At 37.9% G+C, this 25,631-nt stretch carries 26 protein-coding genes and 2 tRNA genes; 10 read left to right on the top strand and 18 right to left on the bottom strand.

Features of this window, described 5'->3' with window-relative positions; all coding sequences use genetic code 11:
• Window positions 1-26: 26 nt before the first annotated feature.
• The 3 genes from mlaE to BS34_RS12480 all read right to left on the bottom strand — a co-directional run bounded on the left by mlaE (window position 27) and on the right by BS34_RS12480 (window position 2,647).
• On the bottom strand, window positions 27-791 hold the full coding sequence (mlaE, locus tag BS34_RS0102590) for a lipid asymmetry maintenance ABC transporter permease subunit MlaE (RefSeq protein WP_199774088.1): 765 nt from the start codon (window positions 789-791) through the stop codon (window positions 27-29).
• 31 nt (window positions 792-822) lie between these two features.
• Window positions 823-1,629 carry an ATP-binding cassette domain-containing protein gene (locus BS34_RS0102585; RefSeq protein ID WP_029406991.1) on the bottom strand — a complete coding sequence of 269 codons (807 nt, stop codon included), beginning with the start codon at window positions 1,627-1,629 and terminating at the stop codon, window positions 823-825.
• A gap of 406 nt (window positions 1,630-2,035) precedes the next feature.
• Complete coding sequence (locus BS34_RS12480) at window positions 2,036-2,647, bottom strand: DUF72 domain-containing protein (RefSeq protein WP_029406990.1); 612 nt, start codon at window positions 2,645-2,647, stop codon at window positions 2,036-2,038.
• A 118-nt stretch (window positions 2,648-2,765) separates the two neighbouring features.
• Here BS34_RS12480 and BS34_RS0102575 point away from each other — a divergent pair, with 118 nt between their 5' ends.
• The 8 genes from BS34_RS0102575 (at window position 2,766) to BS34_RS12475 (ending at window position 9,255) form a co-directional block, all read left to right on the top strand.
• Window positions 2,766-3,755 (top strand): calcium/sodium antiporter, encoded by a 990-nt coding sequence (locus tag BS34_RS0102575; protein WP_029406989.1) that lies wholly within the window; start codon window positions 2,766-2,768, stop codon window positions 3,753-3,755.
• A 90-nt stretch (window positions 3,756-3,845) separates the two neighbouring features.
• Window positions 3,846-4,388: a KdsC family phosphatase gene (locus BS34_RS0102570; RefSeq protein WP_029406988.1), complete on the top strand. Its 543-nt coding sequence runs from the start codon at window positions 3,846-3,848 to the stop codon at window positions 4,386-4,388.
• Between the two features lie 36 nt (window positions 4,389-4,424).
• On the top strand, window positions 4,425-5,048 hold the full coding sequence (lptC, locus tag BS34_RS0102565; RefSeq protein ID WP_029406987.1) for an LPS export ABC transporter periplasmic protein LptC: 624 nt from the start codon (window positions 4,425-4,427) through the stop codon (window positions 5,046-5,048).
• A gap of 1 nt (window position 5,049) precedes the next feature.
• Window positions 5,050-5,622: a lipopolysaccharide transport periplasmic protein LptA gene (gene lptA, locus BS34_RS0102560; protein ID WP_051640647.1), complete on the top strand. Its 573-nt coding sequence runs from the start codon at window positions 5,050-5,052 to the stop codon at window positions 5,620-5,622.
• A gap of 11 nt (window positions 5,623-5,633) precedes the next feature.
• Window positions 5,634-6,356, top strand: coding sequence for an LPS export ABC transporter ATP-binding protein (lptB, locus tag BS34_RS0102555; RefSeq protein WP_029406985.1), 723 nt, complete (start codon window positions 5,634-5,636; stop codon window positions 6,354-6,356).
• 169 nt (window positions 6,357-6,525) lie between these two features.
• Window positions 6,526-6,858 carry a ribosome hibernation-promoting factor, HPF/YfiA family gene (hpf, locus tag BS34_RS0102550; RefSeq protein ID WP_029406984.1) on the top strand — a complete coding sequence of 111 codons (333 nt, stop codon included), beginning with the start codon at window positions 6,526-6,528 and terminating at the stop codon, window positions 6,856-6,858.
• A gap of 207 nt (window positions 6,859-7,065) precedes the next feature.
• Complete coding sequence (mgtE, locus tag BS34_RS0102545) at window positions 7,066-8,427, top strand: magnesium transporter (protein ID WP_051640646.1); 1,362 nt, start codon at window positions 7,066-7,068, stop codon at window positions 8,425-8,427.
• A 180-nt stretch (window positions 8,428-8,607) separates the two neighbouring features.
• Window positions 8,608-9,255 carry an OmpA family protein gene (locus BS34_RS12475; protein WP_051640645.1) on the top strand — a complete coding sequence of 216 codons (648 nt, stop codon included), beginning with the start codon at window positions 8,608-8,610 and terminating at the stop codon, window positions 9,253-9,255.
• 216 nt (window positions 9,256-9,471) lie between these two features.
• Here the strand turns inward: BS34_RS12475 and BS34_RS0102535 are convergent, their stop codons facing one another.
• From BS34_RS0102535 to queA, 6 genes are all read right to left on the bottom strand, one after another.
• Complete coding sequence (locus BS34_RS0102535) at window positions 9,472-11,046, bottom strand: peptide chain release factor 3 (protein ID WP_029406981.1); 1,575 nt, start codon at window positions 11,044-11,046, stop codon at window positions 9,472-9,474.
• Window positions 11,047-11,225: 179 nt separating this feature from the next.
• Window positions 11,226-12,254 (bottom strand): protein translocase subunit SecF, encoded by a 1,029-nt coding sequence (gene secF, locus BS34_RS0102530; protein ID WP_029406980.1) that lies wholly within the window; start codon window positions 12,252-12,254, stop codon window positions 11,226-11,228.
• 9 nt (window positions 12,255-12,263) lie between these two features.
• On the bottom strand, window positions 12,264-14,147 hold the full coding sequence (gene secD, locus BS34_RS0102525) for a protein translocase subunit SecD (RefSeq protein WP_029406979.1): 1,884 nt from the start codon (window positions 14,145-14,147) through the stop codon (window positions 12,264-12,266).
• A gap of 111 nt (window positions 14,148-14,258) precedes the next feature.
• On the bottom strand, window positions 14,259-14,588 hold the full coding sequence (gene yajC / locus BS34_RS0102520; protein ID WP_029406978.1) for a preprotein translocase subunit YajC: 330 nt from the start codon (window positions 14,586-14,588) through the stop codon (window positions 14,259-14,261).
• A gap of 179 nt (window positions 14,589-14,767) precedes the next feature.
• The gene (gene tgt / locus BS34_RS0102515) at window positions 14,768-15,883 is read right to left on the bottom strand and encodes a tRNA guanosine(34) transglycosylase Tgt (RefSeq protein WP_029406977.1); all 1,116 of its coding nucleotides are present in this window, start codon (window positions 15,881-15,883) and stop codon (window positions 14,768-14,770) included.
• A 13-nt stretch (window positions 15,884-15,896) separates the two neighbouring features.
• Window positions 15,897-16,958 (bottom strand): tRNA preQ1(34) S-adenosylmethionine ribosyltransferase-isomerase QueA, encoded by a 1,062-nt coding sequence (queA, locus tag BS34_RS0102510; protein ID WP_029406976.1) that lies wholly within the window; start codon window positions 16,956-16,958, stop codon window positions 15,897-15,899.
• Between the two features lie 222 nt (window positions 16,959-17,180).
• Here queA and BS34_RS0102505 point away from each other — a divergent pair.
• Window positions 17,181-17,267: transfer RNA gene (locus tag BS34_RS0102505), tRNA-Leu, on the top strand.
• 25 nt (window positions 17,268-17,292) lie between these two features.
• A tRNA-Val gene (locus BS34_RS0102500) sits at window positions 17,293-17,369 on the top strand.
• A gap of 392 nt (window positions 17,370-17,761) precedes the next feature.
• On the opposite strand, the gene BS34_RS0102495 is transcribed toward BS34_RS0102500, so the two are convergent.
• From BS34_RS0102495 to BS34_RS0102455, 9 genes are all read right to left on the bottom strand, one after another.
• A complete protein-coding gene (locus BS34_RS0102495) occupies window positions 17,762-18,076 on the bottom strand; it encodes a hypothetical protein (protein WP_029406975.1) in 315 nt (104 codons plus the stop codon).
• Between the two features lie 21 nt (window positions 18,077-18,097).
• Window positions 18,098-19,009, bottom strand: coding sequence for a DUF697 domain-containing protein (locus tag BS34_RS0102490; protein ID WP_029406974.1), 912 nt, complete (start codon window positions 19,007-19,009; stop codon window positions 18,098-18,100).
• 11 nt (window positions 19,010-19,020) lie between these two features.
• Complete coding sequence (locus BS34_RS0102485) at window positions 19,021-20,406, bottom strand: YcjX family protein (RefSeq protein WP_029406973.1); 1,386 nt, start codon at window positions 20,404-20,406, stop codon at window positions 19,021-19,023.
• Between the two features lie 30 nt (window positions 20,407-20,436).
• Window positions 20,437-20,649 (bottom strand): hypothetical protein, encoded by a 213-nt coding sequence (locus BS34_RS0102480; protein ID WP_029406972.1) that lies wholly within the window; start codon window positions 20,647-20,649, stop codon window positions 20,437-20,439.
• A 231-nt stretch (window positions 20,650-20,880) separates the two neighbouring features.
• Window positions 20,881-21,018, bottom strand: a complete 138-nt coding sequence (locus tag BS34_RS12940; protein WP_158660965.1) for a hypothetical protein — start codon at window positions 21,016-21,018, stop codon at window positions 20,881-20,883.
• 138 nt (window positions 21,019-21,156) lie between these two features.
• On the bottom strand, window positions 21,157-22,629 hold the full coding sequence (locus BS34_RS0102470; RefSeq protein ID WP_051640644.1) for an ATP-dependent DNA helicase: 1,473 nt from the start codon (window positions 22,627-22,629) through the stop codon (window positions 21,157-21,159).
• Between the two features lie 3 nt (window positions 22,630-22,632).
• Window positions 22,633-23,508, bottom strand: a complete 876-nt coding sequence (locus BS34_RS0102465) for a hypothetical protein (protein ID WP_029406970.1) — start codon at window positions 23,506-23,508, stop codon at window positions 22,633-22,635.
• Window positions 23,508-25,277, bottom strand: a complete 1,770-nt coding sequence (locus BS34_RS0102460; protein WP_029406969.1) for a DUF3696 domain-containing protein — start codon at window positions 25,275-25,277, stop codon at window positions 23,508-23,510. The genes BS34_RS0102465 and BS34_RS0102460 overlap by 1 nt, the downstream gene beginning before the upstream one ends.
• On the bottom strand, window positions 25,278-25,616 hold the full coding sequence (locus BS34_RS0102455) for a hypothetical protein (RefSeq protein ID WP_029406968.1): 339 nt from the start codon (window positions 25,614-25,616) through the stop codon (window positions 25,278-25,280).
• Window positions 25,617-25,631 lie beyond the last annotated feature (15 nt).

The raw sequence follows: 25,631 nt of genomic DNA, 5'->3' as shown, positions 1-25,631 counted from the left end.
GAATCTGTTTACTTAACTAAATGCTCTTAATTAAACATCAGGGTTGTGAGAATAAAATCTAAGCCTAAGATACCCAAAGAACTATGAACAACGGTTTTGGTTGTCGCATTACTAACGCCTTCAGAGGTAGGAATCGCATCAAAGCCTTGGAACAGAGAAATAATCGCAATCAAAATAGCAAAAGCGATCGATTTAATAATCCCGTTCATGACATCTTCTTGCCAATCTACATGGCTATTCATCTGTGCCCAAAAAGAACCTTGATCCACCCCTAACCAGTCAACGGCGACCAAATACCCACCGATAATTCCCAATGCCGTAAATAATAACGTTAGTAAAGGCAATGCTATAATCGCGGCCATTAAACGAGGGGCATAAATATATTTAAGAGGGTCAATCGCCATCATTTCAAGTGCTGAAACTTGCTCAGTGGAGCGCATTAATCCAATTTCTGCAGTAAGCGCAGACCCTGCACGCCCAGCAAACAATAGTGCCGCAACCACCGGCCCAAGTTCACGCAACAAAGAAAGCGCCGTCATGGTTCCAACCGCCTCTTCAGAGTTATAGTCTACCAATACGTTATAGCCTTGAAGACTCAACACCATACCAACAAACAATCCTGCAGTAAGAATAATCGGTAGGGATAATACGCCTGTTACATAGACTTGTTTAATCAATAAATCAATTCGCCATAGAGAGTATGGAATCGCAGGTAATAGTGAAAACAAGAAAAAAGCCCCACGCCCAAATGAACTTAATATAGACAGAAACTGTTTACCAATTTTTTGCATAAACTGTAAAGGATAAGGCAAACTTTTTTGATTATTCATTATTCAGCACCATATCCGTCTTGTAAGAATTTGTTGAATAGTGAAAAGGCACTGGACCGTCTGGTAACCCATTTATAAACTGGTTTACATACCCAGTAGGATCTTGCAAAAGCTCTTCCTTGGTCCCTTTAGCAATAATTTTCCCTTCTGATAAAACACAAACATAATCGGCAATCGAAAGAACTTCATCAACATCATGCGACACAACCACGCTGGTTAAATCCAAGCTATCATTAAGCTTGCTAATCAACTCCACCAAAACACCCATTGTAATCGGATCTTGGCCAACAAAAGGCTCATCATAAAAAATCATTTCTGGGTCTAATGCAATTCCCCGAGCCAAAGCGACTCGTCGAGACATGCCGCCTGATAATTCAGCCGGCATTAAATCTTTAGCACCACGTAATCCTACAGCTTGTAATTTCATTAAAACCAGTGGATAAATAACCGATTCGGGTAACTTAGTGTGCTCTCTTAAAGGAAAGGCAACATTATCAAATACCGACAAATCCGTTAGCAAGGCGCCGCTTTGAAACAGCATGCCCATTTTGCGACGTAACTCATACAACTTCTTACGTGGCAATTTATGAACATTTAAGCCTTCAACATAAATTTCACCAGAATCAGGCATTAACTGACCGGCTATAAGCTTCAATAAAGTGGTTTTACCGGTTCCACTTGGCCCCATGATTGCCGTCACTTTACCTTTAGGAATGGTCAACGAAATATCATCAAATATTTTACGTTCACCTCGCATAAAGCTTAGGTTTTTAATTTCAATTAAAGTTTGATCACTCATGAGGTATCTTTGTTTTTTTTATATTCAAAAAGAGGACAGCAAAACCATCCAATAGATGACTATTATGTGTGTTTTCTAGATTAAATCTAAAAAATCTGGGATATATCATTGCAAATTACAGCCGGTATTTTAACGCATTATTAAGAATAAATAACTAAGAATAAGTAACATTAATAGATCACAAAAAATGACTAAAGCATTGAGCAATTTATTTTTTATAGAAGCCTATACAAAGTCTTTTATTAGAGACCTTTGCACGAGATAGGTGCGAAAGAAAAATGAGGAAAAATTTGCCTGATTGCGGCGGAAAACGTAGTGAATAGCTAGCTATTCGCAAGTTTTTCAACAAAAATCGGGGAAATTTTAACCATTTTTACTCGCGCATACTCTCGTGCAAAGGTCTCTATTAGTAACCTAGAAACTCACCAATGGTTTTTAAATTATAAAGCTGAGACATATCAAGCGCTTCGTTACGAACTAATAGTGCCGCCCCTTCTCTGTGTTCGGGAAGACTATTCATAAAGGACTTAAGAAGGTTAGTTTGTAGTTTTGCGTCTGTCGATAAATCCAAAACCACCCCACAAGGCTCCCCAGAACAAATATAACCCTGCTGCTCCCATTGCCAAGCCCCAAACGAAATCGATTTTGACACTAGAGTCACAGGTAACAAACTGTATTCAGCGGCAATATCAGCAGCATCATCCTGTTCTGAAAAAATCACAACACCTTTTGCACAACTTTCAAAAACGTCAACAATACGATTAAGCTTAAGTTGTTTAGAATCGGTAAATTCATCAATAACTTCAAAGAAAAAGCTAAAGTCACCTTCTACAGCATCAAGAAAATCTTCCAATTCATCTTCACGCCAACTTAACCAAACCATTTCAGGAACCAATACCACTCTGAATGCATTACTATAAAAATCCAGACGCCATTCTTCGGGAATATCTTCTGGGTAAAAACTGCCTACCCAGGAATCGTAATTCCAACCATATGCCCCAACTTGTAAGTTTTCCATTTAACCATCCCATAAATGTATTTGCGCAAAGCCATAAACTTAGTTTATTTAATATACGATTTTAGTTATAATCTTTTGCTAATTTTAAATCATTTATAAAATAAAGGCAGATAGATTAATGCTAACAACGTTGTTGCTCCCTAGCTTACTTCTCATTATTGGATTAGCACTCCTTGTTTGGAGCTCTGATATTTTTATTGAAGGAGCTGCTAGTACTGCAATACATCTCTCTATCTCACCACTTGTCATTGGCGTGGTTGTATTAGGTTTTGGTACTTCCATGCCCGAAATTGTCGTTGCCACCTTAGCCTCTTTAGACAATAGCCCGGGGCTGGCAGTAGGTAATGCGATTGGTTCCAATATTGCCAATATTGCATTAGTACTTGGTTTTACAGCCCTCATCGCTCCCATCGTCGTTAAATCTTCCATTCTCAAACGTGAACTACCCGTTCTTTTAGCCATCTCTATTGGTGCTTATTTATTGGTGTTAGATGGATATTTAAGCTTCATTAACGGAATCATTTTATCGATTGCTTTAGTGGGCGTCATGTACTGGATGATTAAAGCCAATAAAACCATGAATCAGCAAGACCCTTTAGCTGATGAAACTGAAAAAGAGCTTGAAGAGATACCCGAATTAACTAAAAACAAAGCGTTAATTTATCTCATTGGAGGCCTGGTTATTTTAATGGTTAGTGCCAAAATGATGGTTTCTGGCGCCGTTGAAATTGCTCATTATTTTGAAGTTTCTGAAGTCGTTATTGGTCTAACCATTATTGCCATCGGTACCAGTTTGCCTGAATTAGCCGCTGCCATTTCTGCCGCTCGTAAAAACGAAGCTGATTTAATGATTGGTAATATCGTAGGGTCAAACCTGTTTAACATCCTAGCCGTATTGGCTGTACCGGCCATATTGGCTCCCGCTGCCTTAGACAAAGATGTTCTTAATATCGATATGCCAATCATGCTTGGCTTTACTTTACTTATGCTAATAATGGCTATCCCACGTAAAGGTAAGGCTGTAATTCATAAACCACAAGGTTTTTTGCTGACCGGATTTTTTATTGCCTACCTAATCTTACTTTACTTCCGCTCAACAGCTGTTTAAAGTATAAGCCAACTTTTACCAATCTTCTTAATCGCCTTGTATCGTCAAGCTAAATAGCACGATACCAAGCTTTCACAAAGGCTTATATTTATGAATATCGCTCCTAACTTGCTTGAAAAAGCCAAAAAAATCAAACTACTTATCTTAGATGTTGACGGTGTTATGACCGACAACCGTTTATTTTATGGTGATGATGGGATTGAATATAAGTCATTCCACACGCGTGATGGGCATGGTATGGTTTTACTTCAAAAAAGCGATGTTGAAATTGGAATTATCACCGGACGCAAATCACAACTGGTCAGCAATCGCATGAAAGACTTAAAAGTCAAACATGTCTATCAAGGCGTACCTGATAAACTGCCCACCTTTTTAAGTTTGGTTAATAACCTTAATTTAGAAATGGACGAGATTGCTTATATTGGCGATGATATTTTAGATTTACCTATTCTTATGCGTATTGGGCTTTCTGTTACGCCGTTAAATGGAGATAATGAAGTCAAAACACGAGTTGATTACATCTCTAAATTTAACGGCGGTGAGGGTTGTGTTCGTGAAGTTTGTGAAATGATTATGCGCTCTCAAGGTAGCTGGCAAAAACATATGGATTTCTTTTTGAGAGACCTTGGTTAAAAGATTATAGGCTGAAGATTAATAGAGCTAACGAGTATGCAACTTTCCAGATTACGTGTTATTTTATTTACCCTACTTTTAGCGTCTGTTGCTTTATGGATTACAAATCAACAAACCCAAAGTCTTGCAACCAAACCGATAGACAAACCCAAATCATTAGCATACAGCTGGCAAGCTGAAGATACCAAAATTTGGAAATTATCACCTCAAGAACCAAACCAACAAACCATTATTGAAGCACACAACATTCACTATCAAGAGCAATTAAAAAAAAGTGAGTTTAGCGCTCCTGTGATTCAGGTCATTAACAATAACACCTTAACCAAGCTCACCAGTAAAACCGGTGAAAGCATTAATGATAATTTAGTCTCTTTTTATGGTGACGTTAAAATTGTGCAATCTTCAATACAATCTTCAATACAATCTTCAACGCAATCAAATCAAACTCAAAGTACCTTAAAAACGTCAAGTCTAAGCTACAACACAAAAACCAATCAAATTTATAGTGATGAAAAAGTTTTCATTACCCAATACAATGGACAAACAACAGGCACGGGTTTAAGAGCTAACTTAAACACATCAGAGTTTCAAATTTTATCTGATGTAAAAGGCACCTATAACCCTCAAAGCATGCAACCAATAAAATCTAAGAGTCAATAATATGGGGCACAAACTGTTCAACCACTTTACTCATACAAAGCATTCATCTTTAGGTCTGACTTCTGTCTTAATATTTGGACTATTTGCATTCAGTCAAGCAACTTTAGCGAATGAAGCAAAACCTGTTTCACAGCAAGCAGATGAAACTCAACCTGTCCAAATTACCGCTAACAGCCTTAAAGCCAATGAAAAAGCTGGCAAGAGTGTCTACAAAGGTAATGTCATCGTAACCCAAGGATCCTTAACTCTTAAAGGTGATAGCATTGACATCTCTCATCCTAAAGGCCAGTTACAACAAGTCATCGCTCTAGGAAAACCCGCTACGTTTAAACGTTACAGCCAAGTTGACCAGGCCTGGTTAAAAGGTAAAGCCAATAAAATTCAATACAACCCTATTGCAAAAACGGTGTTACTTGAAGGCAATGCGCAAGTTGAAGAACCTGGAAAACACATTATCACAGGCCCAAAACTTTACTATGATATTACCAACCAAACTTTGCAAGCCCAAAGCACAGCAACAGAAAAAAAACGAATCTCTGTTACCTTTAATCCAACCCCAACAAACGCAAAATAGGTTACTTTTTAATGGCGCACTTTTATGCACGCGGACTAGCTAAAAGCTATAAAAAAAGACACGTTGTGACCTCAGTTGATTTGGATGTATCAAGTGGGCAAGTGGTTGGTTTATTAGGTCCAAACGGGGCTGGAAAAACAACCACCTTCTATATGATGACAGGCCTGGTAGAAAATGATGACGGTCAAATATTTTTAGATGACAAGGAAATCTCTAAACTAGCTATTCACCAGCGTGCAAAATTAGGGATTGGTTACTTACCGCAAGAAGCTTCGGTTTTTAGAAAGCTTACGGTCACAGAAAACATTATGGCTATTTTAGAAATGCGCCCTGAACTTTCTGGCGATCAACGTAGATTATTATTTGAAAATCTAATTGATGATTTACAAATTGGGCATATCTTAGAACAGCCTGGCCAAGCACTTTCTGGTGGTGAACGTCGTCGTGTTGAAATTGCCCGCGCTTTAGCGATGGAACCAAAGTTTATCTTACTTGATGAACCCTTCGCAGGAGTTGACCCAATCTCCGTCAAAGACATTCAAAACATCATTACCCACCTTAAAAATAAAGGAATCGGCGTATTAATTACCGACCACAATGTTCGTGAAACATTAGGCGTGTGTGATTATGCCTATATCCTCCATGCAGGCACTATATTAGCCTCAGGAACACCTCAAGAAGTCTTAAGCCATAACGAAGTTAAAAGAGTTTATCTTGGCGAAAATTTTAAATAGACCAAAAATTACATTTGAAGAGTCCTTTGCACAAACTACTATGTGATTTTAAAATCTTGGTGTTATACTGGAATTGAACTTAAAGATTTTAAAAAATTTAAAATCTAATTTGGCATCAAAAAGCCAACTCTGAGAAGAATCGCAAAACACAAAATAAAGGAGCGATACTATGCAAATTAACATTACTGGCCACCATATCGATGTTACCGATGCTCTACGTACATACGTTACAGAGAAAATAAGCAAACTATCTAGACACTTTGACCACGTTACCAACGTTCACGTCATATTAACCGTAGAAAAACAGGCTCAAAAAGCAGAAGCCACGGTTCACTGTTCAGGTACTGATTTATTTGCACAAAATGATTCAGAAGATATGTACGCATCAATCGATGGCCTTGCTGATAAGCTAGATCGTCAAATTGTGAAACATAAAGAAAAAATTTCTGATCACAACAGAAAATCTGGTGGCGTGAAAAGCATGCCAGCAGCAGAAGCTTAATTTATAAAAATAAGCTTTCCAATAAAAAAAACGCCCAAACTGATTGTTTAGGGCGTTTTTTTATGTCTGTTACAAAGCTTTAAAGCTTTTATCCCCTCATCTCCTGCTACAATACAAACAAAAAGAGAACTTTGCACGATACCGATACTCGTATAAAGGGCTTTCTATACATTTTTGACTGTTTAAATAGCCCGTGAGGAGATGGTCATGACAACACAAACCCATACCGCCATTGACAAAGCCAAGCTTACTGAACAACTTCTTGCCGCTGTAGAAAGCCATAACACCCAACAGATAAAAGATTTTTTCTCGCATTTAGTTGCAGAAGAAATTGCAGAGATTCTCGAATCAACTCCGCCTAAAGATCGTCAAATTCTTTGGGAAACGCTAAATGGTGAAAATCAGGGTGAAATTCTTACTCACACTAATGATGAAGTTACCGCAACGCTTTTAGAATCTCTAAAACCCCACGAAATAGTCAACATTACCGAAGACTTAGAAACCGATGATATTGCCGATATTGTTCAGTCTTTAGATTCTTCCAAACAACAAGCCATTCTTTCTTCACTAGATGAAAACAACCGTACTGCGGTTGAGACTGCCTTAACCTACCCGGATGATACCGCCGGTGGATTAATGAGTACAGATTTAATCTCTGTTCGTGCCGATGTGACACTCGATGTAGTTTTGCGCTATTTACGCACCTTGGGAGAATTGCCTGATTCTACCGCTGAACTATTTGTTAGAGATCGTAATAAAAAATTTGTAGGCTCATTAAAACTAACCGCGTTATTAACCCATGATGAAGACACACTAGTAAAAGACGTTTTAGATACACACATCCCGGCTATTAGAGCCTTTACTTCTGAAAAAGAAGTCGCTCACTTTTTTGAAAAAAATGACCTTATTTCAGCCGCTGTCGTCAATGAAAACGACCAAATCATTGGCCGTATTACCATCGATGATGTGGTTGATATTATTCGTGAAGAGGCTGAGCACGCACAAATGGCCAGAGCGGGTCTTGATGAAGATGAAGATATCTTTGCACCAGCGAGTCGTGCAGCAAAACGTAGAACTTTCTGGTTAGGCATTAACTTAATTACAGCCATCTTTGCCTCTATTGTGATTGGCTTATTTGACGCCTCAATTGAAAAGGTTGTTGCGTTAGCCGTGTTAATGCCCATTGTCGCAAGCATGGGCGGGATTGCCGGAACCCAAACCGCTACCATTGTTATTCGAGCCCTAGCAACCGGTAAACTTGCCAAAAGCAACAGCCGTTCACTGTTAATCAAAGAGAGTACGGTTGGTCTCTATAACGGTGTAATCTGGGCTATATTGACAGGCATTGCCGTTCTATTTTGGTTTGATGATATTGCTTTAAGTTTGATTTTTTCAACCGCAATGCTCATTAACCTTTTTGCCGCCGCTTTTGCAGGTGCCATGATTCCATTAATCTTACAAAGATTGAAAATTGACCCTGCCTTGGCTTCAGGTCTTATGTTAACAACGGTTACTGACTCATTAGGATTCTTTGTATTTTTAGGCTTAGCCACCATTGTTTTAATTTAGAAGAAGCTTAAGTACTGACTATCATCAGCTTAATACTTTAGACAGCCTTGCCCCTCAACTATGCAATAAATATGGAAATGCCTTCACTTTAGTTTAATTCACTTGAAAGCTAGTCCATAATCACCTATAAATAAATTATAAAATTTACTTACCCCATTTTCTCGCCCTTTGGAGATTGATATGAAAAGAAAACTGATTGCCGCTATGGCGACTGCAACCCTTATTTCAATTACAGCAGGTTGTACTAATGATCCTAATCGTCCCGTTGCCGAACGCGAACAAGAACGAAATGTGATTACTGGTCTTGCCGCAGTAGCGGGTGCTTTAGCTGCTAACTCAATGGGAGTGGATAACAACCTAGGTAAAGTCGCTGTAGGTGCTTTAGCGGGTTATACTGCTCGCCAAGTCTATGGTGATGTTCAAGCTGGCACAGCATCTGATCCAAATACTGATGTTTCAGCGGTTAATATTGGTGGTCAAGAGTATGTTCAGGTTGAAGTTAAAGACGTTAACTTCCGCTCAGGTTCAGCACAACTAGAACCTTATGAACTATCACGTTTAAAACCGGTTTTAGATGCTTTACAGCGTCACCCAAATACACGTGTTCATATTGAAGGTCATACGGATTCTGATGGTTCTAGTTCATACAACCAGCAGCTATCTGAAAACCGTGCAAAGAATGTTGCCTTCCACTTAATGGATAATGGAATCTCTCGCGATAGAATCGTCACTTACGGATATGGTGAAGAACGTCCTATTGCAAGTAACAAAACGGCAGAAGGTAAACGCATGAATCGACGAGTGACCTTCTTAATCAGCGAAATCTAAAGATATTGACTAGCGATGGGTTAGTTTTTAAAACTACCAGGCCTGGTTAATAAACAGAAAATTTTGCATGAATATATGCTAAAAACCTTACCAACAAAAACGCCACTCAATGAGTGGCGTTTTTGTTTATGGCGGTTTGTAACTATTGGTAACCAGTTAAAACTCTAATCAATAATACTTAACTCATGATAAGACCTTTGCAACGGTCTCACCCTATTAATGCTCTCGAGTTGCCACAAATTGAAGTTCAGGCCAACGCTCTTGAATTAAGTTCAAATTAACACGGGTTGGTGCAATGTAAACCAATTGATCGGCGGCATCATAAGCAACGTTTTCACGTACTTTTGAGGTAAATTTCTCAATTTCGGCTTTTGGCCCAATTACCCAACGGGCGGTATTGACATTAACCGGTTCAAATATACAGGCCACGTTATACTCATCTTTTAAACGCTGTGCAACCACTTCAAACTGAAGAATACCCACCGCACCTAAAATCAAATCGTTATTGTTTACTGGACGGAACAACTGGGTTGCGCCCTCTTCAGATAACTGAGTTAATCCTTTTTGAAGCGCTTTCATTTTCATAGGATCTTTTAACTGAGCACGACGGAAAAGTTCCGGTGCAAAGTTAGGAATCCCGGTAAATTTAAGGTCTTCACCCTGGGTAAAGGTATCACCAATTTTAATAGTTCCATGGTTATGTAAGCCAATAATATCACCAGGATAAGCCACTTCAGCTTGCTCACGTTTATTCGCTAAGAAGGTAATGGCTTTCGCAATTTTCACATCTTTACCAATACGAACATGCTTTAACTTCATGCCTTTCTCATACTTACCTGAAACTATTCGCATAAAAGCGACCCGGTCACGGTGCGCCGGGTCCATATTTGCTTGAATTTTAAATATAAAACCGGTTAGATTGGTTTCATCGGGTTTTACTGTGCGAGTTTCGGTTTCACGCCCGATTGGAGTGGGGGCGTATTTAGCAAAGCCGTCTAAAAGTTCTTGTAAACCAAAGTTATTAACCGCTGAACCAAAGAACACAGGCGTTAATTTACCTGATAAAAAAGCTTCCAAATTAAATTCATTACTCGCACCTTGAACCAATTCCACTTCTTCTCTTAATTCATCCGCTTGCTCGCCAATTAGCTCATCTAAACGAGGATTATTGATTCCCTCAATTAATTCACCAGAACTGGCATTTTGCCCATCCGCAACTTCAAATAAACGTATGGTATCGTTATAAAGATGGTAAATACCTTTAAAACGTTTTCCCATACCAATTGGCCAAGTCATAGGTGCACAATCAATTTTAAGAACATCTTCAACTTCATCCATTAAATCGATGGGATCACGGCCTTCACGGTCTAATTTATTAATGAAGGTTAAAATTGGTGTGGTTCTTAAACGACAAACTTCCATTAATTTAATGGTGCGGTCTTCAACCCCTTTTGCCACGTCAATAACCATTAGAGCCGAATCTACCGCCGTTAAAGTACGATAAGTATCTTCAGAGAAGTCTTCATGCCCTGGAGTATCCAATAGATTAATCATCACATCTTTATATGGAAACTGCATCACCGATGAGGCAACCGAGATACCACGTTCTTGCTCCATCTTCATCCAGTCAGAAGTCGCACCACGATCAGTTTTTCGACTCTTAACTGCACCGGCCATCTGTATGGCACCACCGTATAACAGTAACTTTTCAGTTACGGTGGTTTTACCCGCATCAGGGTGAGAAATAATCGCAAAGGTTCTGCGTTTGGTGGTTTCTAAAATCAATGACATTAAGGGTTTTCTCTATCTATTTGGCTGCATTCTTTGGTTTAAGTATTACGTTTAAGCATTACGTTTAAACCAAAGCTACAACCTAATTTTTATTGTCTACGGTCTCTACTAACTAATAAAGCCAGCATAAGCTGGCTTTTTTAAACTACCAGGCCTGGTAGTTTCATTTGGAACTTAAGTTAAAGCTCTTCTTCGTCTAGCTTTTTACCTTTCTTGGCTAATTTTGCTTCGCGCTTGGCTTCACTTTCTAAGAATGCACGTTGTAGTTCAGCTTCTTGAGCTTCACGGTCAACTCCTTCAGATGGTGCTTTCATTAGGTCTTCTTTAGAAATTCCTAAAAACAGGGCAATTGCACTTGCAACGTAGGTTGATGAAAAGGTACCAACAATAATACCGGCAATTAAGGCTGCGGCAAAACCATGAATAATTTCACCTCCTAAGAAAAACAGTGCTAGCAATACAACTAAAGTGGTAAACGAGGTCATAATCGTACGTGATAACATCTGGTTAACCGCAACGTTAGTGATCTCAATTGGACTACCATCTCTCATGGTTCTAAAGTTTTCTCGCACTCGGTCAAAAACAACGATGGTATCGTTTAGTGAGTAACCAATTACCGCCAAGATAGCCGCTAATACCGTTAAATCAAATTGCATTTGAGTCCATGCAAAAACCCCCACCGTAATGACCACATCGTGAATCAAAGCCGCCACAGAACCCACTGAAAAACGCCACTCAAAACGTAATGCAACGTATATTAATATACCAAATAAGGCATATAAAACCGCTAAAGCCCCATCTTGGGTAAGCTCATCACCAACCTGAGGTCCAACAAACTCTACTCGACGTAAAGTAATGTCTTCATCCGTTGTTTGCCCTAAAGCCTCCATCACCTGGTTGCTTAACTGTGCAGAGTTCAACCCTTCACGTGGGGCAATACGAATTAATACATCCTCTGCAGAACCAAAGTGCTGTACAACTGCTTCACCGTAATCGGCCTTAGTTAAATCGCTACGTAACTTAGTTAAATCCACGGGGGTTGGATAAGACAATTCAATCAAAGTACCGCCAGTAAAGTCGATACCAAAATTAAGTCCCTTCATCCATAACCCTGCAAAAGAAGCAATGATTAAGAAAATTGAAAAAACCATCGCAATATGGCGCTGGCCCATAAAGTTAATATTTGTTGTTTTAGTCTCTGTACTCATTTCATCACCCTAGATTGAGATCTTTTCAACGCGCTTATTGCCGTATAAAAGGTTAATAATTGCACGTGTTCCCATAATTGCTGTGAACATAGAAGTGATAATCCCAATAGATAAGGTAATTGCAAATCCTTTAATTGGTCCGGTACCAAAACTAAATAACACCACTGCGGCCAATAAAGTAGTTATATTCGCATCGGCAATGGTAACAAAAGCCTTTTCATAACCGGAGTAGATAGCCGATTGAATTGAGCTGTTTTTCATCTCTTCACGGATACGCTCAAATATGAGCACGTTAGCATCAACGGCCATCCCCACCGTTAATACAATTCCAGCAATACCTGGTAAGGTTAAGGTAGCTTGCAGCATGGATAAAACAGCCACAATAATCACTAAATTGAGTAGCAGCGCAACATTGGCAACCATACCAAAAACTTTATAACGCCAAGCCATAATCACTAGCACGAGTAGGAAACCAACCAAAACAGACATAAACCCTTGATTAATATTGTCTTGACCTAAACTTGGTCCTACGGTACGTTCTTCAACAATTTCCATTGGCGCGGCTAAAGCACCTGCACGAAGTAACAATGCTAAATCTTGTGCTTCTTGTGGAGAATCTAATCCTGTGATTTGGAATCGGTTAGCAAATTGCCCTCGAATTACCGCTGCGTTTATTACATCTTTATTGGTAATACGTTTTTTAACTTTTACGCCATTTTCTTCAACCGTTTCGACACGATTTTCAATGTAAACTACCGCCATGCGGTTACCTACATTTTCTTTAGTGGTTGCCAGCATTTTACGTCCACCAGCTCCATCTAAAGAAACGTTAACCATGGCTGAACCTTGCTGAGAATCGATGCCCGATTGAGCATTAATCACGTTCTCACCACTAACAATAATACGGCGTTTTAATAATATTGGACGACCATCACGGAACTTATAAATAATTGAACCATTAGGTGCATAACCGGTTTTTTGCGCTCGGTATGCATCACCGTTTTCTTCCACTAAACGAAATTCTAAGGTTGCCGTTGCGCCTAAAATTTCTTTAGCGCGAGCGGTATCTTGCACTCCGGGTAGTTGCACAACAATACGTCTATCACCTTGTTGCTGAATAACCGGTTCTGCAACCCCTAATTCGTTAATACGATTACGTAAAGTGGTAATATTTTGCTGTAACGCATACTTTTTAGTTTCAGCAATCGTTGTAGCAGAAAGCGTTAAAATCGCTTTTGGTGCAGAGGTAGTTTCGTCTGATGTAATCTTAAAACGATTAGCAAACTTCTGATTTAAATTAACCAGGCCTGCTTGAAGCGTAGCCAAATCTTTAAACTGAACTTCTAAGGCTTGATTTTCAATTTCTACCGAAATATAACGAATCTTTTCTGCTCGTAAATCGCCTTTAATCTCATCAACATAACGCAAGTAGGCTTTATTAATCGCCGCTTCCATGTCCACATCCATTAAGAAGTGAACCCCTCCTCGCAAATCCAAACCTAAATACATAGGTTCGGCATTAAGACTTCTTAAAAAAGAGGGAGTAGCAGGTGCTAAGTTTAAAGCCACTACTGCTTGACGCCCCATGGTTTCTTTTAAAATAGATTTTGCTTTTAATTGGGTTTCGGTATCGTCAAATCGAATAAGAAACTTACCACCTTCAAAGACCGATGATTTAACGGTTATGCCGGCTTTCTGTAAAGCACTTTCTACTTGAAGCTGTGTATCCGCATTAAACTCAACGGATTTGGCAGGTGAGATTTGTACAGCTGGGTCATCACCAAATAAGTTTGGCATAGCGTAGGTTAAACCGATGACCGTAATCAAAACTAACAGCAAGTACTTCCAGGCTGGGTATTGATTAGCGATGATTTTTTGTTGTGATTGAAACATAAGTTCGATTCCAGTTTTGTATCCGGAGAAAAGATTCTCCTAAAACCACAAAAGGGGCAAAAGAACTTACCATAAAGCAAGCCCTTATTGCCCCTTGTTGCTTAAAGCGATTTACTCGCCTTTTAATGTACCTTTAGGTAGTAAACGAGAAATGTTCTGACGTTCTACTTTAACAATAACGTTTTCAGCAATTTCTACATCGCAAAAGTTTTCACTCATTTCACGAATTTTACCAGCAAGACCACCGTAAGTTACAACCTCATCCCCTTTTTTGATTGCTTCAACAAGGGCTTTATGCTCTTTAACTTTCTTTTGCTGAGGTCGAATCAACAAAAAGTAAAAAACCACAAATAAAAGAACAAGAGGAATAATGCCTTCCCATCCACCGCCTTGCGCTGCGGCAGTTCCTTCGGCCATTGCATCACTAATAAAAAAGCTCATAGTTGTAACTCCTAATATAAAAAAATTTAACTGCTGTATTTTGGCACAGCTGGCTTAAAAAATCTAAGTTAAATACGGATTAATTGCGGTTTTAAATCATTATTTAAACGCTAATCAACTTACCAGGCCTGGTAAGTTGATAATCCGCTGTTTTTAGACCATATTTTCAAAGAAAACATTTAGTCTAATCGTGGAACCGGCTGGCCAATACCTGCATAAAACTCCTCAACAAACTCATCTAGTTGATTAGCAGCAATGGCGTCACGCATACCCTGCATAACATCTTGGTAATAGTGTAAATTGTGAATGGTGTTTAAACGCGCGCCTTGAATCTCTTTACATTTATCTAAGTGGTGCAGATAAGATAAAGTGTAGTTTTGACAAGTGTAGCAAGTGCATTTTTCATCAATTGGTTTTAAGCTTGTTTTATGCTTTGCATTACGCAGCTTAACCACCCCTTGTCTGGAAAACAAAAAACCGTTGCGTGCATTACGGGTTGGCATAACGCAATCAAACATATCTATACCACGGCGAACTGCTTCTACTAAATCTTCTGGTTTACCCACCCCCATTAAATAGCGTGGCTTATCTTTTGGTAAATGAGGTTCAGTAAAATCAAGCGTGGCCATCATCTCATCTTTTGGCTCACCAACCGATAAACCACCAATGGCATAGCCATCAAAACCAATCTCTTTTAAGCCCTCTGCCGATTGAATGCGTAAGTCTTCATACATACCACCCTGCACAATCCCAAACAGTGCCGCAGAACTATCACCATGTGCATCTTTAGAGCGTTTTGCCCAACGCATAGAAAGCTCCATCGACTCACGCGCCGTTTTATGATCCGCTGGATAAGGCGTGCATTCATCAAATATCATCACAATATCCGATCCTAATTTACGCTGAACTTCCATAGACTCTTCCGGCCCCAAAAAGATTTTGGCACCATTTACTGGGCTATTAAAAGTAACGCCTTCTTCTTTAATCTTGCGCATTTTACCCAAACTAAAAACCTGAAACCCGCCTGAGTCAGTTAAAATTGGACCATCCCAATGAGTAAAGTCATGCAGATCGCCATGTAGTTCAATAATATCTGTACCTGGGCGTAACGCTAAGTGAAAAGTGTTGCCTAAAATAATTTGTGCACCGGTCTCTTTAATTTCTTCTGGCGTCATACCTTTTACAGAACCATAAGTACCTACGGGCATAAATGCAGGGGTTTCAACCACTCCGCGTTCAAACTTTAAACGCCCTCTTCGAGCTCGTCCGTCGGTATTATCTAATTCAAAGTCCATGATATTGTCCTATTTAGTCGACTATTTGATTCTTTTTTGGAAAAACTAGCATGGCATCACCATAACTAAAGAAGCGATATTGATTTTTAACCGCATGTTGGTAGGCTGCCATGGTTCTTTCATAACCGGCCAATGCCGAAACCAACATAATTAAGGTCGATTCTGGCAAGTGAAAGTTAGTTAACAACACATCCACTTCTTTAAACTCATAACCTGGGGTAATAAAAATATCGGTTTCACCTTGATAAGGAGCAATACTCCCCGTATCACTAAACTTAGCGGCACTCTCTAAACAACGCACAGAGGTAGTGCCCACAGCAATCACTCTTCCGCCTTTTTTACGAGCGTTTTCAATCTGTTTTACCAGGCCTGGTTCCACTTCTAAATATTCTGAATGCATAACATGCTCGGCAATATTATCCACCTGCACTGGCTTAAAGGTACCCGCTCCCACATGAAGCGTAACAAAACCGATATCAACCCCCTTAGCGTTAATATCCGCCATTAACTCATTATCAAAATGCAACCCTGCGGTAGGTGCAGCAACGGCACCAGGCTTTTGAGAGTAAACCGTTTGATAACGTTCTTTATCCTGCTCAGCATCCTCTTCACGTTCAATATAAGGTGGTAATGGCATATGACCATGCGCTTCAACCAACTCTAAAGCCGTTTGTTCAGACAACACTTTTACAACAAACAAAGCCTCTTCTCGCCCTATTACCTCAACATCAAAAGCATCTTCTATAGTTAAAATAGTGCCTGGCTTAGGCGAACGACTTGAACGAATATGAGTCAAAATGGTGCTTTCATCCACCACTCGCTCAATTAACAACTCAATTTTGCCACCTGTTGCTTTTTGTCCAAATAATCGCGCAGGAATCACCTTAGTATTGTTAAACACCAACAAATCATTCGGTTTTAAATAAGAGAGCAAATCAGGAAATTTAGCATCCACCAAAACATTATCTGCCTCAGCATCAGACATCACTAAAAGACGGCTATCTCGTCTTTGAGCGGCAGGTTGCTGAGCAATTAAGTTCTCAGGAAGGTCGAAATAGAAATCTTGTCGTTTCACAAAAGCACTGAATCAGCCGTTTTTAAAATAAAAACGTCCAATTATCCATAAAATAAAAGGGCGCTATTTTCGCTGATTGTGTCTTTATTTTCAAGCTGTTATATCAACTACAATCAAATTCAATTTAACCAAGCAATCAAATAATCTATACAAGACTTTTAACAAAGAGATTAATTTGACAGGCATTCTATAAGTCTCTATAATTCGCGTCCACAAGTTAATGCCAGTGTGATGAAATTGGTAGACATGACGGATTCAAAATCCGTTGCTAGTGATAGCGTGGCGGTTCGAGTCCGCCCACTGGTACCACATTACTTGTTGTTCAATCTATAGTACGACCGTAGCTCAGTTGGTTAGAGCACCACCTTGACATGGTGGGGGTCGGTGGTTCGAATCCACTCGGTCGTACCAATTATTTAAATTATTTTTCAATAAGTTATAAATTATAAAAATCCTACTTAATACTCATAATCAGTTTTTGAGCCCACATTGAGCCCATCCATGGCCCAATCCTTAATTTTGTTAAACAATCCACTCTATAAATTTGACCACAACCTTAACCATTAAAATATTAAAAACAAGATACCTTAGAAGAGCGCTTACCAAGTCCTTAGAGAATTTATAAAAGAGCAAAATACATGATTCTATGTTTTATTGTCAAAACAATGTCAGGATTATAAACATATATCTACTTTTAGACCGATTCACCCTACTTTTAAACTTCTAACATTATGCTAACTATGGCGATGAAGTTTCTAACCTTTTGGCTCCCAAAATACTGCCTTTTGTTTTAATATTTCGTATCAAACATAATTATTCTTCTTCCATTCACTCATAAATACGACTGATTTATATCGCTCTAAATTCACGGTCAAACCTAGCTCATTCATTTCTTTAGTAATCTGCTTATAATTTTTTTCTTCCAGATTAAACACTACGGTTTTCAGATATAAATAAGAAAGTATCTCTTCAGTATTTTTATAGTTTTCCAAGAATTTAAGTTTTTCTCTTGAATTCAAATCCATAAAAAATTTTAACAATTCTATATCAACCCACTCATGTAACTGCCCTTTAAAACGGCTGCATATCATGGTTTCTTGAACACTAAAGTAATTCATTGATTGAAAACACCAATTATTTCAGTCTAGATTAGTTTTTAAGTACTTGATAAGCGACTTACCCAGTCTTTGATTAAGAGATAAAGCAACCGCTGCATCTGCTGCATTATTTGCAAATTTATTCCCAATAGAACCTCCAAGTTGATTCGCAATTTCATCAGTAATCAAATCAGTAATAGAACTTGCCGCTAAGTTTTCTAACGCAATACGGAATAATTTCAGGTTTCCGTTTGCACTTGGACGAATACCAAAGACCAAGGCAATGCGTCTAAGAGTTCTAAAGCTAACCCATAATATGCCGAGAGTTTGAATCATAGAATTAGGACTGACTAAGCCAATCGTCCCCGCGGCAATAGACTCTTTGCGTAGCACTTTTTTTGCCTTATCTAATGTGGGTTTTAGTACTTGTTCTTGATAAATCTCTAATATTTCATCATTACTATGATATTCTTGAATGGTATGTTGAAATGAAGAATAGAGTTGTCGCGAAAATGGACTACCGCTTTGTAACTTCATGCGTTTTTCAATGGCCTTTAAAGTAACCGATTTTTCTCCTTTAGATTTCAATTCATCTAAAGACAAAACCTTATTATCGGACACCTTTTTTAAAGTGATATACCCTCTCCACTCTCTCCAAATCAGCACTGATATAGCAATGACAAAGGCCAATAAAAATAGGCTTAACACTGAAGCTATAATCTTGTGACTAATAAACATATCGCTCACAAACAAAACCGCTTCAACAACGGAAAAGCTTATAAACGCAAGTATCCCTGTGATTAAAACCATTAACCATACAGACCAGTAATGACCATTCTCCTCAAGGCCCTCTGATTCATCATTTATAACAGATTCAACCGGTAACTCTAGTTTGTCTTGCGGCTCATCGAGAATGCGTTTTTTCACTCTTGATTGATAATTTGGTGCTTCCATAAAATCCTCACTTAAGAACGAATTAAGTAGTCAACGAGCTGATCGATACCTTGTGCTCGATTCATACGAGGCAGAAGATCTTCAGGGACTCTAGACTGAATAACTGGATAGTTATGAGTAGGATCTAAGGCTTTTAAACTGGTTGGTATCTCTTCAAACTCCCACTCTTCACATTTATTATTTAGGTTAGTAAATTTAATTGAATTTGGTGTTTTTCCTGGATCGGTTGTTTTTATCGCTGAAATTAAAAAATGCTGAAACTCTGCATCCTTTTCTTTCAAATGGGCTCTGACTCCTGAAGTCATATCTTGAAGAAGTTTTAATAGGTTGTTTTGCTGAGACAGAGGAATGAGGTCAGCCTTGGTGGCAACAAAAGCGACTTTGGTAATCTCATTACGAAAGAGTATTTTTGGCTTGTACCATTTATCAGCACCATAAACAAAGCTGCTCGCTAGATTGCTCAAGGTTTCTTTTAATTGCTGCAAATGGGCTCGGCTATGACTTAACCCTTCATGTAAATCTAATAACACAATTTGTTTATCCGCTTTAGAAAAATAGGCTTCCTGCAATGGTTGTAACCATTCCTGCTGAAACTTCAGATAATTCATAGAAAAGTTTTGTGTCCATAGATGATTAGGGTCAGAAGTTATTCGACTTGGTAATGGAGCAAAACCATTTGCCAACCAATCAAAACTAGGGTTGGGCAGTAACATACTTCCAGGCTGCAAAAGCGTTATCCCCGCTGCTTTGGCTTTGATTAAATAAGCTTTAAATTGTTCTATATAATCCTCTACCCTTTCAGGACTTGGTGATAAATCAAAATCATAGTTTTCAACAAATTGGTGCCACTCATTAGCATAGAATTTTTGAGGTGGGTTAAGTTGTTGAGACCAAGCAGAATCAGACCAATCAGTGTAATTCTTTTGTAGCATAGGCAAATCGGTTAACCACTCACCAGGATAGTCATAAAATCGAAACGCCACTTCTTTTGAACGTTTAATTAACTTTGTAAAAGAATTATTTGGTAATAAGCTAATAACAAGCTCAAACCCAAATACCTGTTTGGTTGAATCTGGCCATTGGCCACTTTGTAGTTTTGCTAAACTTTCATCTAAAGGAAAAATACTTTCTCCAGGAATCGGTTTCAATTCAACAGACTTGATAAGTTCTTTTGGCAAACTTTTTAATAAAGGAAGGTTATCAAAGCCTTGTTGTGAGCGTTGGCTTAGCAATGACATAAAGCTGGTAAAAAACATCGATTTACCACTGCGGCTTAGTCCGGTAATCACTACATGATGTATATTTCGAGAAAACCAGAAATCTAAGCTATCAACACCTCTGTTAATGAGGCTTTCAAAGTTTCCTGAAATTGATTTAAAAATCTTCTGTTTATTCATATCAAGTCTATTTATTTAAGTGAAGAATTGTTAATGTATTGATTCCTGCTTTCTAAGATATTTAGATGTAGCCTTATTAATCTTGTATGCAAAATCAAACGCAAACTCGGGAGAAACTTCATTACCTTTTTTTAGTTTGCAAAGTAAGGCTTCAATTAAAGCTCTTTTTGCTAAAAGCAGAAGAGCATCTTCACTGTGATGAGATTTAATTGATTCAATTGATTTTTGAATATCATGAAGCATAGTGTTTCTTATAACCGATTTGTTATCCACTTATATATGCCCTAAATATTCATTCATCATTGGAGTAGGTGATGATCTTTTACCAACCCCATGCGGTAACAATACTTGATTATAGAAAGGGGCAATTAATCCATCTTGCTTAAAGTTTTGAACATCCTGTAATTTTAAAGCAATCTTAACAAATACACCGTAATGTTCATTTACTAGAGTTCTTAACTTAAAAAATTTTCGCTATTCTTTATTGGTAATTTTTCTTAAGTTCACTTCCCTCTCTAATTGCCTTGCTAGTAGGGGAAAATCTAATAACAGAGTCATTAGTGCTTCACTAATAAGTTCTTCATTATTAGATTGGTTTATAAAATCCGCCATATTTAACACCCTTGAAGTTTAACCGTAATAAGAGTTAAGAAACATCAAGCGTGCCAAAAACAAAAGATAATAAAAACAATGGGTTAAAAAACAAATAATGTAGATAAAGTGTATTAACTTACGCTTTGGTTAATATTTTTACATGCTCAATGATGATAGCAGTTTATCTGGAGGCAAATTTTTAGCAGCAGCTCTCAGCAAAGAATAAAACTTAACTGTTTCATTATCGATAAGAATATCACTGTGCTTTATAGGTCGACTTAACGAAAGTCCATCTAATGTTCGACATCGGCTTAGTGCAACATAAACTTGACCCGTTGCAAAAGCACCACTACCTAAGTCAACGTGAACTTTATCAAGAGTTCTTCCTTGGCTTTTATGAATTGTCATGGCCCAGCCTAATATCACTGGAAACTGTTTATAACCTCCAATAATGACTCTCTCAATTTCATTATTATCATTATTCCAGCGATAATCATATTCTTCCCATGAATGAATTCCCACTTCAACAAGAACGTTATTATCTTGCTTACGAATAATCAGCTCTTTCTTTTCAATTGAAATCTCTTCAACAATTCCAATAGTTCCATTAACCCACCTTTTATGTCTGTCATTTACTGTAAAAATAACTTGAGCTCCAACTTTTAATTTCAATTGTTTTGGCGAAGGTAGTCTATCCCCTTTAAATCTTCCAGACATTTCTCCTGTAAATGTAAGCAATGGAGTATTAAGTTCATTTAACTTTAGCTCGTTAGCATGAGATACATTTTGGTTAGTTGTCGATAACCATACAGCCCCATCAGGAACAGTTGTTGTAATTTGACAGGCAGAATTTAACTTATTTAATGTGTGGTTGATTTCCTTACCCTCTCTGATATTACTTAATAAATCTATAAAAACTTGATCTGTTTGTCTAAAGGTTTTCTTCAGTTCAATACCGTAATATGTGACCCCATTCATAGCTCGGGAATTAAAAAACTGGGGAGTTCCATAAATTCGCTCAAACATCCCTTTAGTTTGATTACTAACAACCGGAGGTAACTGAAATAAATCTCCAACACAGACAACCTGAATTCCACCAAAGGGTTTTTCACAATTACGATTTTTCTTTAAAAAAGCACTGGTACCATCAAGAAGGTTTGCATCAACCATAGAAACCTCGTCAATAATTAATACCTTAGCTTGCTCAAATAACTTATGTTGACGATGAGTTTTGATATCTTTTTTTAATATAAAAGAAGGGGGAAGACCAAAAGTTGAATGAAATGTTCGACCTCCTATATTAATCGCAGCCATTCCTGTTGGAGCAACTAAAAGAGCTTTTCCGTCATATTCATTTTGAAGCCATTCAATAAAAGTGCTCTTGCCTGTTCCTGCCCCACCAGTAACAAAAACAAAGGGAAAACCATTATCTACTAACTTTTTAACAAGCTTATACTCGGGTAACACCTCAATTTTAGTGGGTGAGTTGTTTACTTTTTTAGGAACAATTTTACTGGAATATTCAAGTTCTTTATGGCGACGCCCTTGCGCTTTTTGGTTTTGTTTTGAGTTTTGAGAAAAAACAAAGCCTGCACCAGCGGCTAATGCTATTAAAGTTAGAGGATCCATTATTTAGCTTAAATTCCATTCTCTTGCGCGATTATCTTCAATAATTTCTTGTAGTGATATTAAAACCCTGTCTTTGTCTTTCTTGCTTACTAAACTAAAAGTACTAAAATCTGAATGCGCCCCCCTAGCCGAGGAAGCCATAAACCCTGGGTCGGAGCTAATCGCACCTTTATCCGTAATAAACATACGCACATGAAAAAATTTATCAGGAGCCGTAATCCAAGCAAATGTGCAACATTCACTTATTAACGATCTATAAAAGTCATCAAATCTTCTTTCTAGTAAGTCAGTATTCTGAGACGATATGATCCTAATTTTTTTAATATTAAAACTATTAGTCATTTTTAACAGCTCTTCTAGTACGGGGTTTTCACCAACTCGAAAGTATTGATCAATCAATACAATTTCTTCACTCATAGAAATAAGGGGTTCTAGAGCAGAAATTATAGTTTTTGTTGTCCTTTCAACAGATATTGATGGTGAAGTTTGCCAACACTCAACATCTTCAATTATTTGATCAATATTTATAAATTCAGGGTTACCCCTTTCTGAAATAGAGCAGTCAAAAGGTTTTATTAGATTTTGTTCCTCCCACCAATCACCCCAGTCTTGAAAAGAGTCAAAACCACTTCTTTCTGGAATCAAAACAAAACCGTCAACATGCTTTTTCTTACTTAATTTATTGATAAAGTTCTTTACCGATTTAGCCCTAACTGGTTGAAGGTCGGACTCTTTAACAGCTGACATTGCTTCTCTTGCCCAAGCTTTACGGTTAATAGCAACATATCTTCCCTTGTTAAAACCGAAATGTTGCTTTATGAGGCTATAATAAAGATAATCTGCCATGCACTTAGGATCAAAAGCAACTTCTTTAAACATTAAAAAAGTTCCTCATCTCTCTCATCAAAAAAGCCATTTGGCCATTCATCTATGAAATCCCCCTCGTCGTCGATTCGCAGCTCTTTAACTTCGGAGCAACCATTAATGTTTTGCACATATAAAACTGAAACGTGATTAGGCGTTATGACGTGCTCACGAATACGTCTTAGCAGACGTAAAACGATATGCTCACTGTGGGTTTCAATAACAAAAGTTTTTTTTGACTGTTCATCTAAACTATTTTCGATGAATAAGTCTCCTAAAGGAGACTGCGCCCTTGGATGAAGATGAAGTTCAGGTTGTTCAACAGCAAAAAAACTGGTCTTTTTATCACAAGCATATACAACTACAGGTAAAACTTGAGATATTCCTACACCAATACTGCCTGCATCAGTTACATGATTATTGTTAATATTTATAAAACTAATTGGCCTAAGACCGGAAAACATTGAGGAATTTCTGAAAACTTTGGTTTCCTCCATCTTTTTTTCAATATTTGACCATTGCTGTTCATGCTTAATTTTTCTAACGAATTTATCTTTAGAGGCTTCAGTTCTATACCCCATTTCGTGCAGAACATCTCTTGGAATTGAATCAATCCCATTATTTTTATGAAACTCAGACAGATCAATTTCTGAACCATCTGGTGCATATGTAATTGACGGTGATGCTTCTTTCAATGTTAAAAATTGTTCACTAACAATGATTCTATACCCGGAGTTTAAGCGATTCTCTTCACTTAACCACTCATTCACCAATGACTGGTAATGAGTATTCATATATTCTTGCCCAAGAAAACTCCAAGCTTGCGAACCATCGTATATTTTAAAAGTCTGATTAATCGCTTGAAAGTTCGGTACCACACGTAAAGGACCAAGGTGCTTTGCAGCAGAAGTTGCCTTTTCGATATACTCGAAAGGCGCAGTAACAAGCAACTGAAGAAATGCAGTCATTAATTTTTTTTCAAAAGAATATTTAACCTCTTCACTCCAGCATGTTTCAGAAAATTGCAAACTCATATCTTTTGAAGGAGTGCGACCAGAAAAAGCAAACACTAATTCTCCAGAATCAAGGTTTTGATTTGTCTCTGAATCAAATGAACCCAAAAGCTGCTCTAAAACTTCTTTAGCATCTTTATCTTCAAAAATACTATGATTAGAATTAAAATCAGTTAAAATCCATCCGTTCAATTTACACAGTCTCTTAAGTTCATTAACATCTACCTTATAGTTATTCTCTGCATCTAAAGGCTTTTGAGAATCGGAAAATAAGGATTTTTCAATTGCATTTTCAACTAAGATATTGCTACTTTGAAATGATAATAGGTTTTGTCCATTAATTAGAATCGTAAAATTTGACTCATCTATATCAAAACCATTAGAACTATTTTTCCAGGTAACATCCACCCCCACCGTTTCAACCAAACTTGTAACATAACCAAAATCAATGCTTGTGACATCAATATTCCCAAGCTCCAACAGTTCTTGGTATTGAGCAAGTTGTTGCGCAGATTCAGACTCGAGAAGATCTCCCTCATCTTCTATATCAATAGTTAGGCCAACCGTCATTGTTTCAGAATTATTATGGAAAAAATCTGAAAATTCATGATTGTTAAGGGGATATAATGCACGCATCAAATCGATGGCTTGAATAATTGAGCTTTTACCTGCACTGTTAGGTCCAAAAAGTAATGTAACTGGTGCAAAATCAATAGTAGTTGGCTTTTTAAAGCTTTTAAAATTTTCAAGGCGTAACTGTGTAATTCTCATTTATCCGTCCTTATCATTCCATACTCCCTCATGCAACCAATCCGGATTATCTGGATCATAAAATCTTGGTTCTTTATTAAAGCCATAGTTCCAATCTGGATGATCTTTATAATATTGAAGATCTTCTTCTACATGGTTTCCAACACCAAAAACTTCTTGCTCTTGACTATTTCTAGTGGAAGATAAAAAGCCTAATTCAAAAAGTTTCATTTTGATAGCTTCAGGGGACCTTAAATGCTTTATTGCAATTTCTTCTGTAGGAATGCCCGCCTCAAAGTGTCTCACTAAAATTTTTTCTTCAGAATCTTGCCAGCTAGCATCGCTTCTTGGAAAACTCACCTTTACTCCCTTTCT

The organism is Thiomicrorhabdus sp. Milos-T2 (assembly GCF_000702325.1).
In the GTDB taxonomy this organism is placed as follows: Bacteria; Pseudomonadota; Gammaproteobacteria; order Thiomicrospirales; family Thiomicrospiraceae; genus Thiomicrorhabdus.
This window is presented reverse-complemented; position numbering and strand designations above follow the sequence as displayed.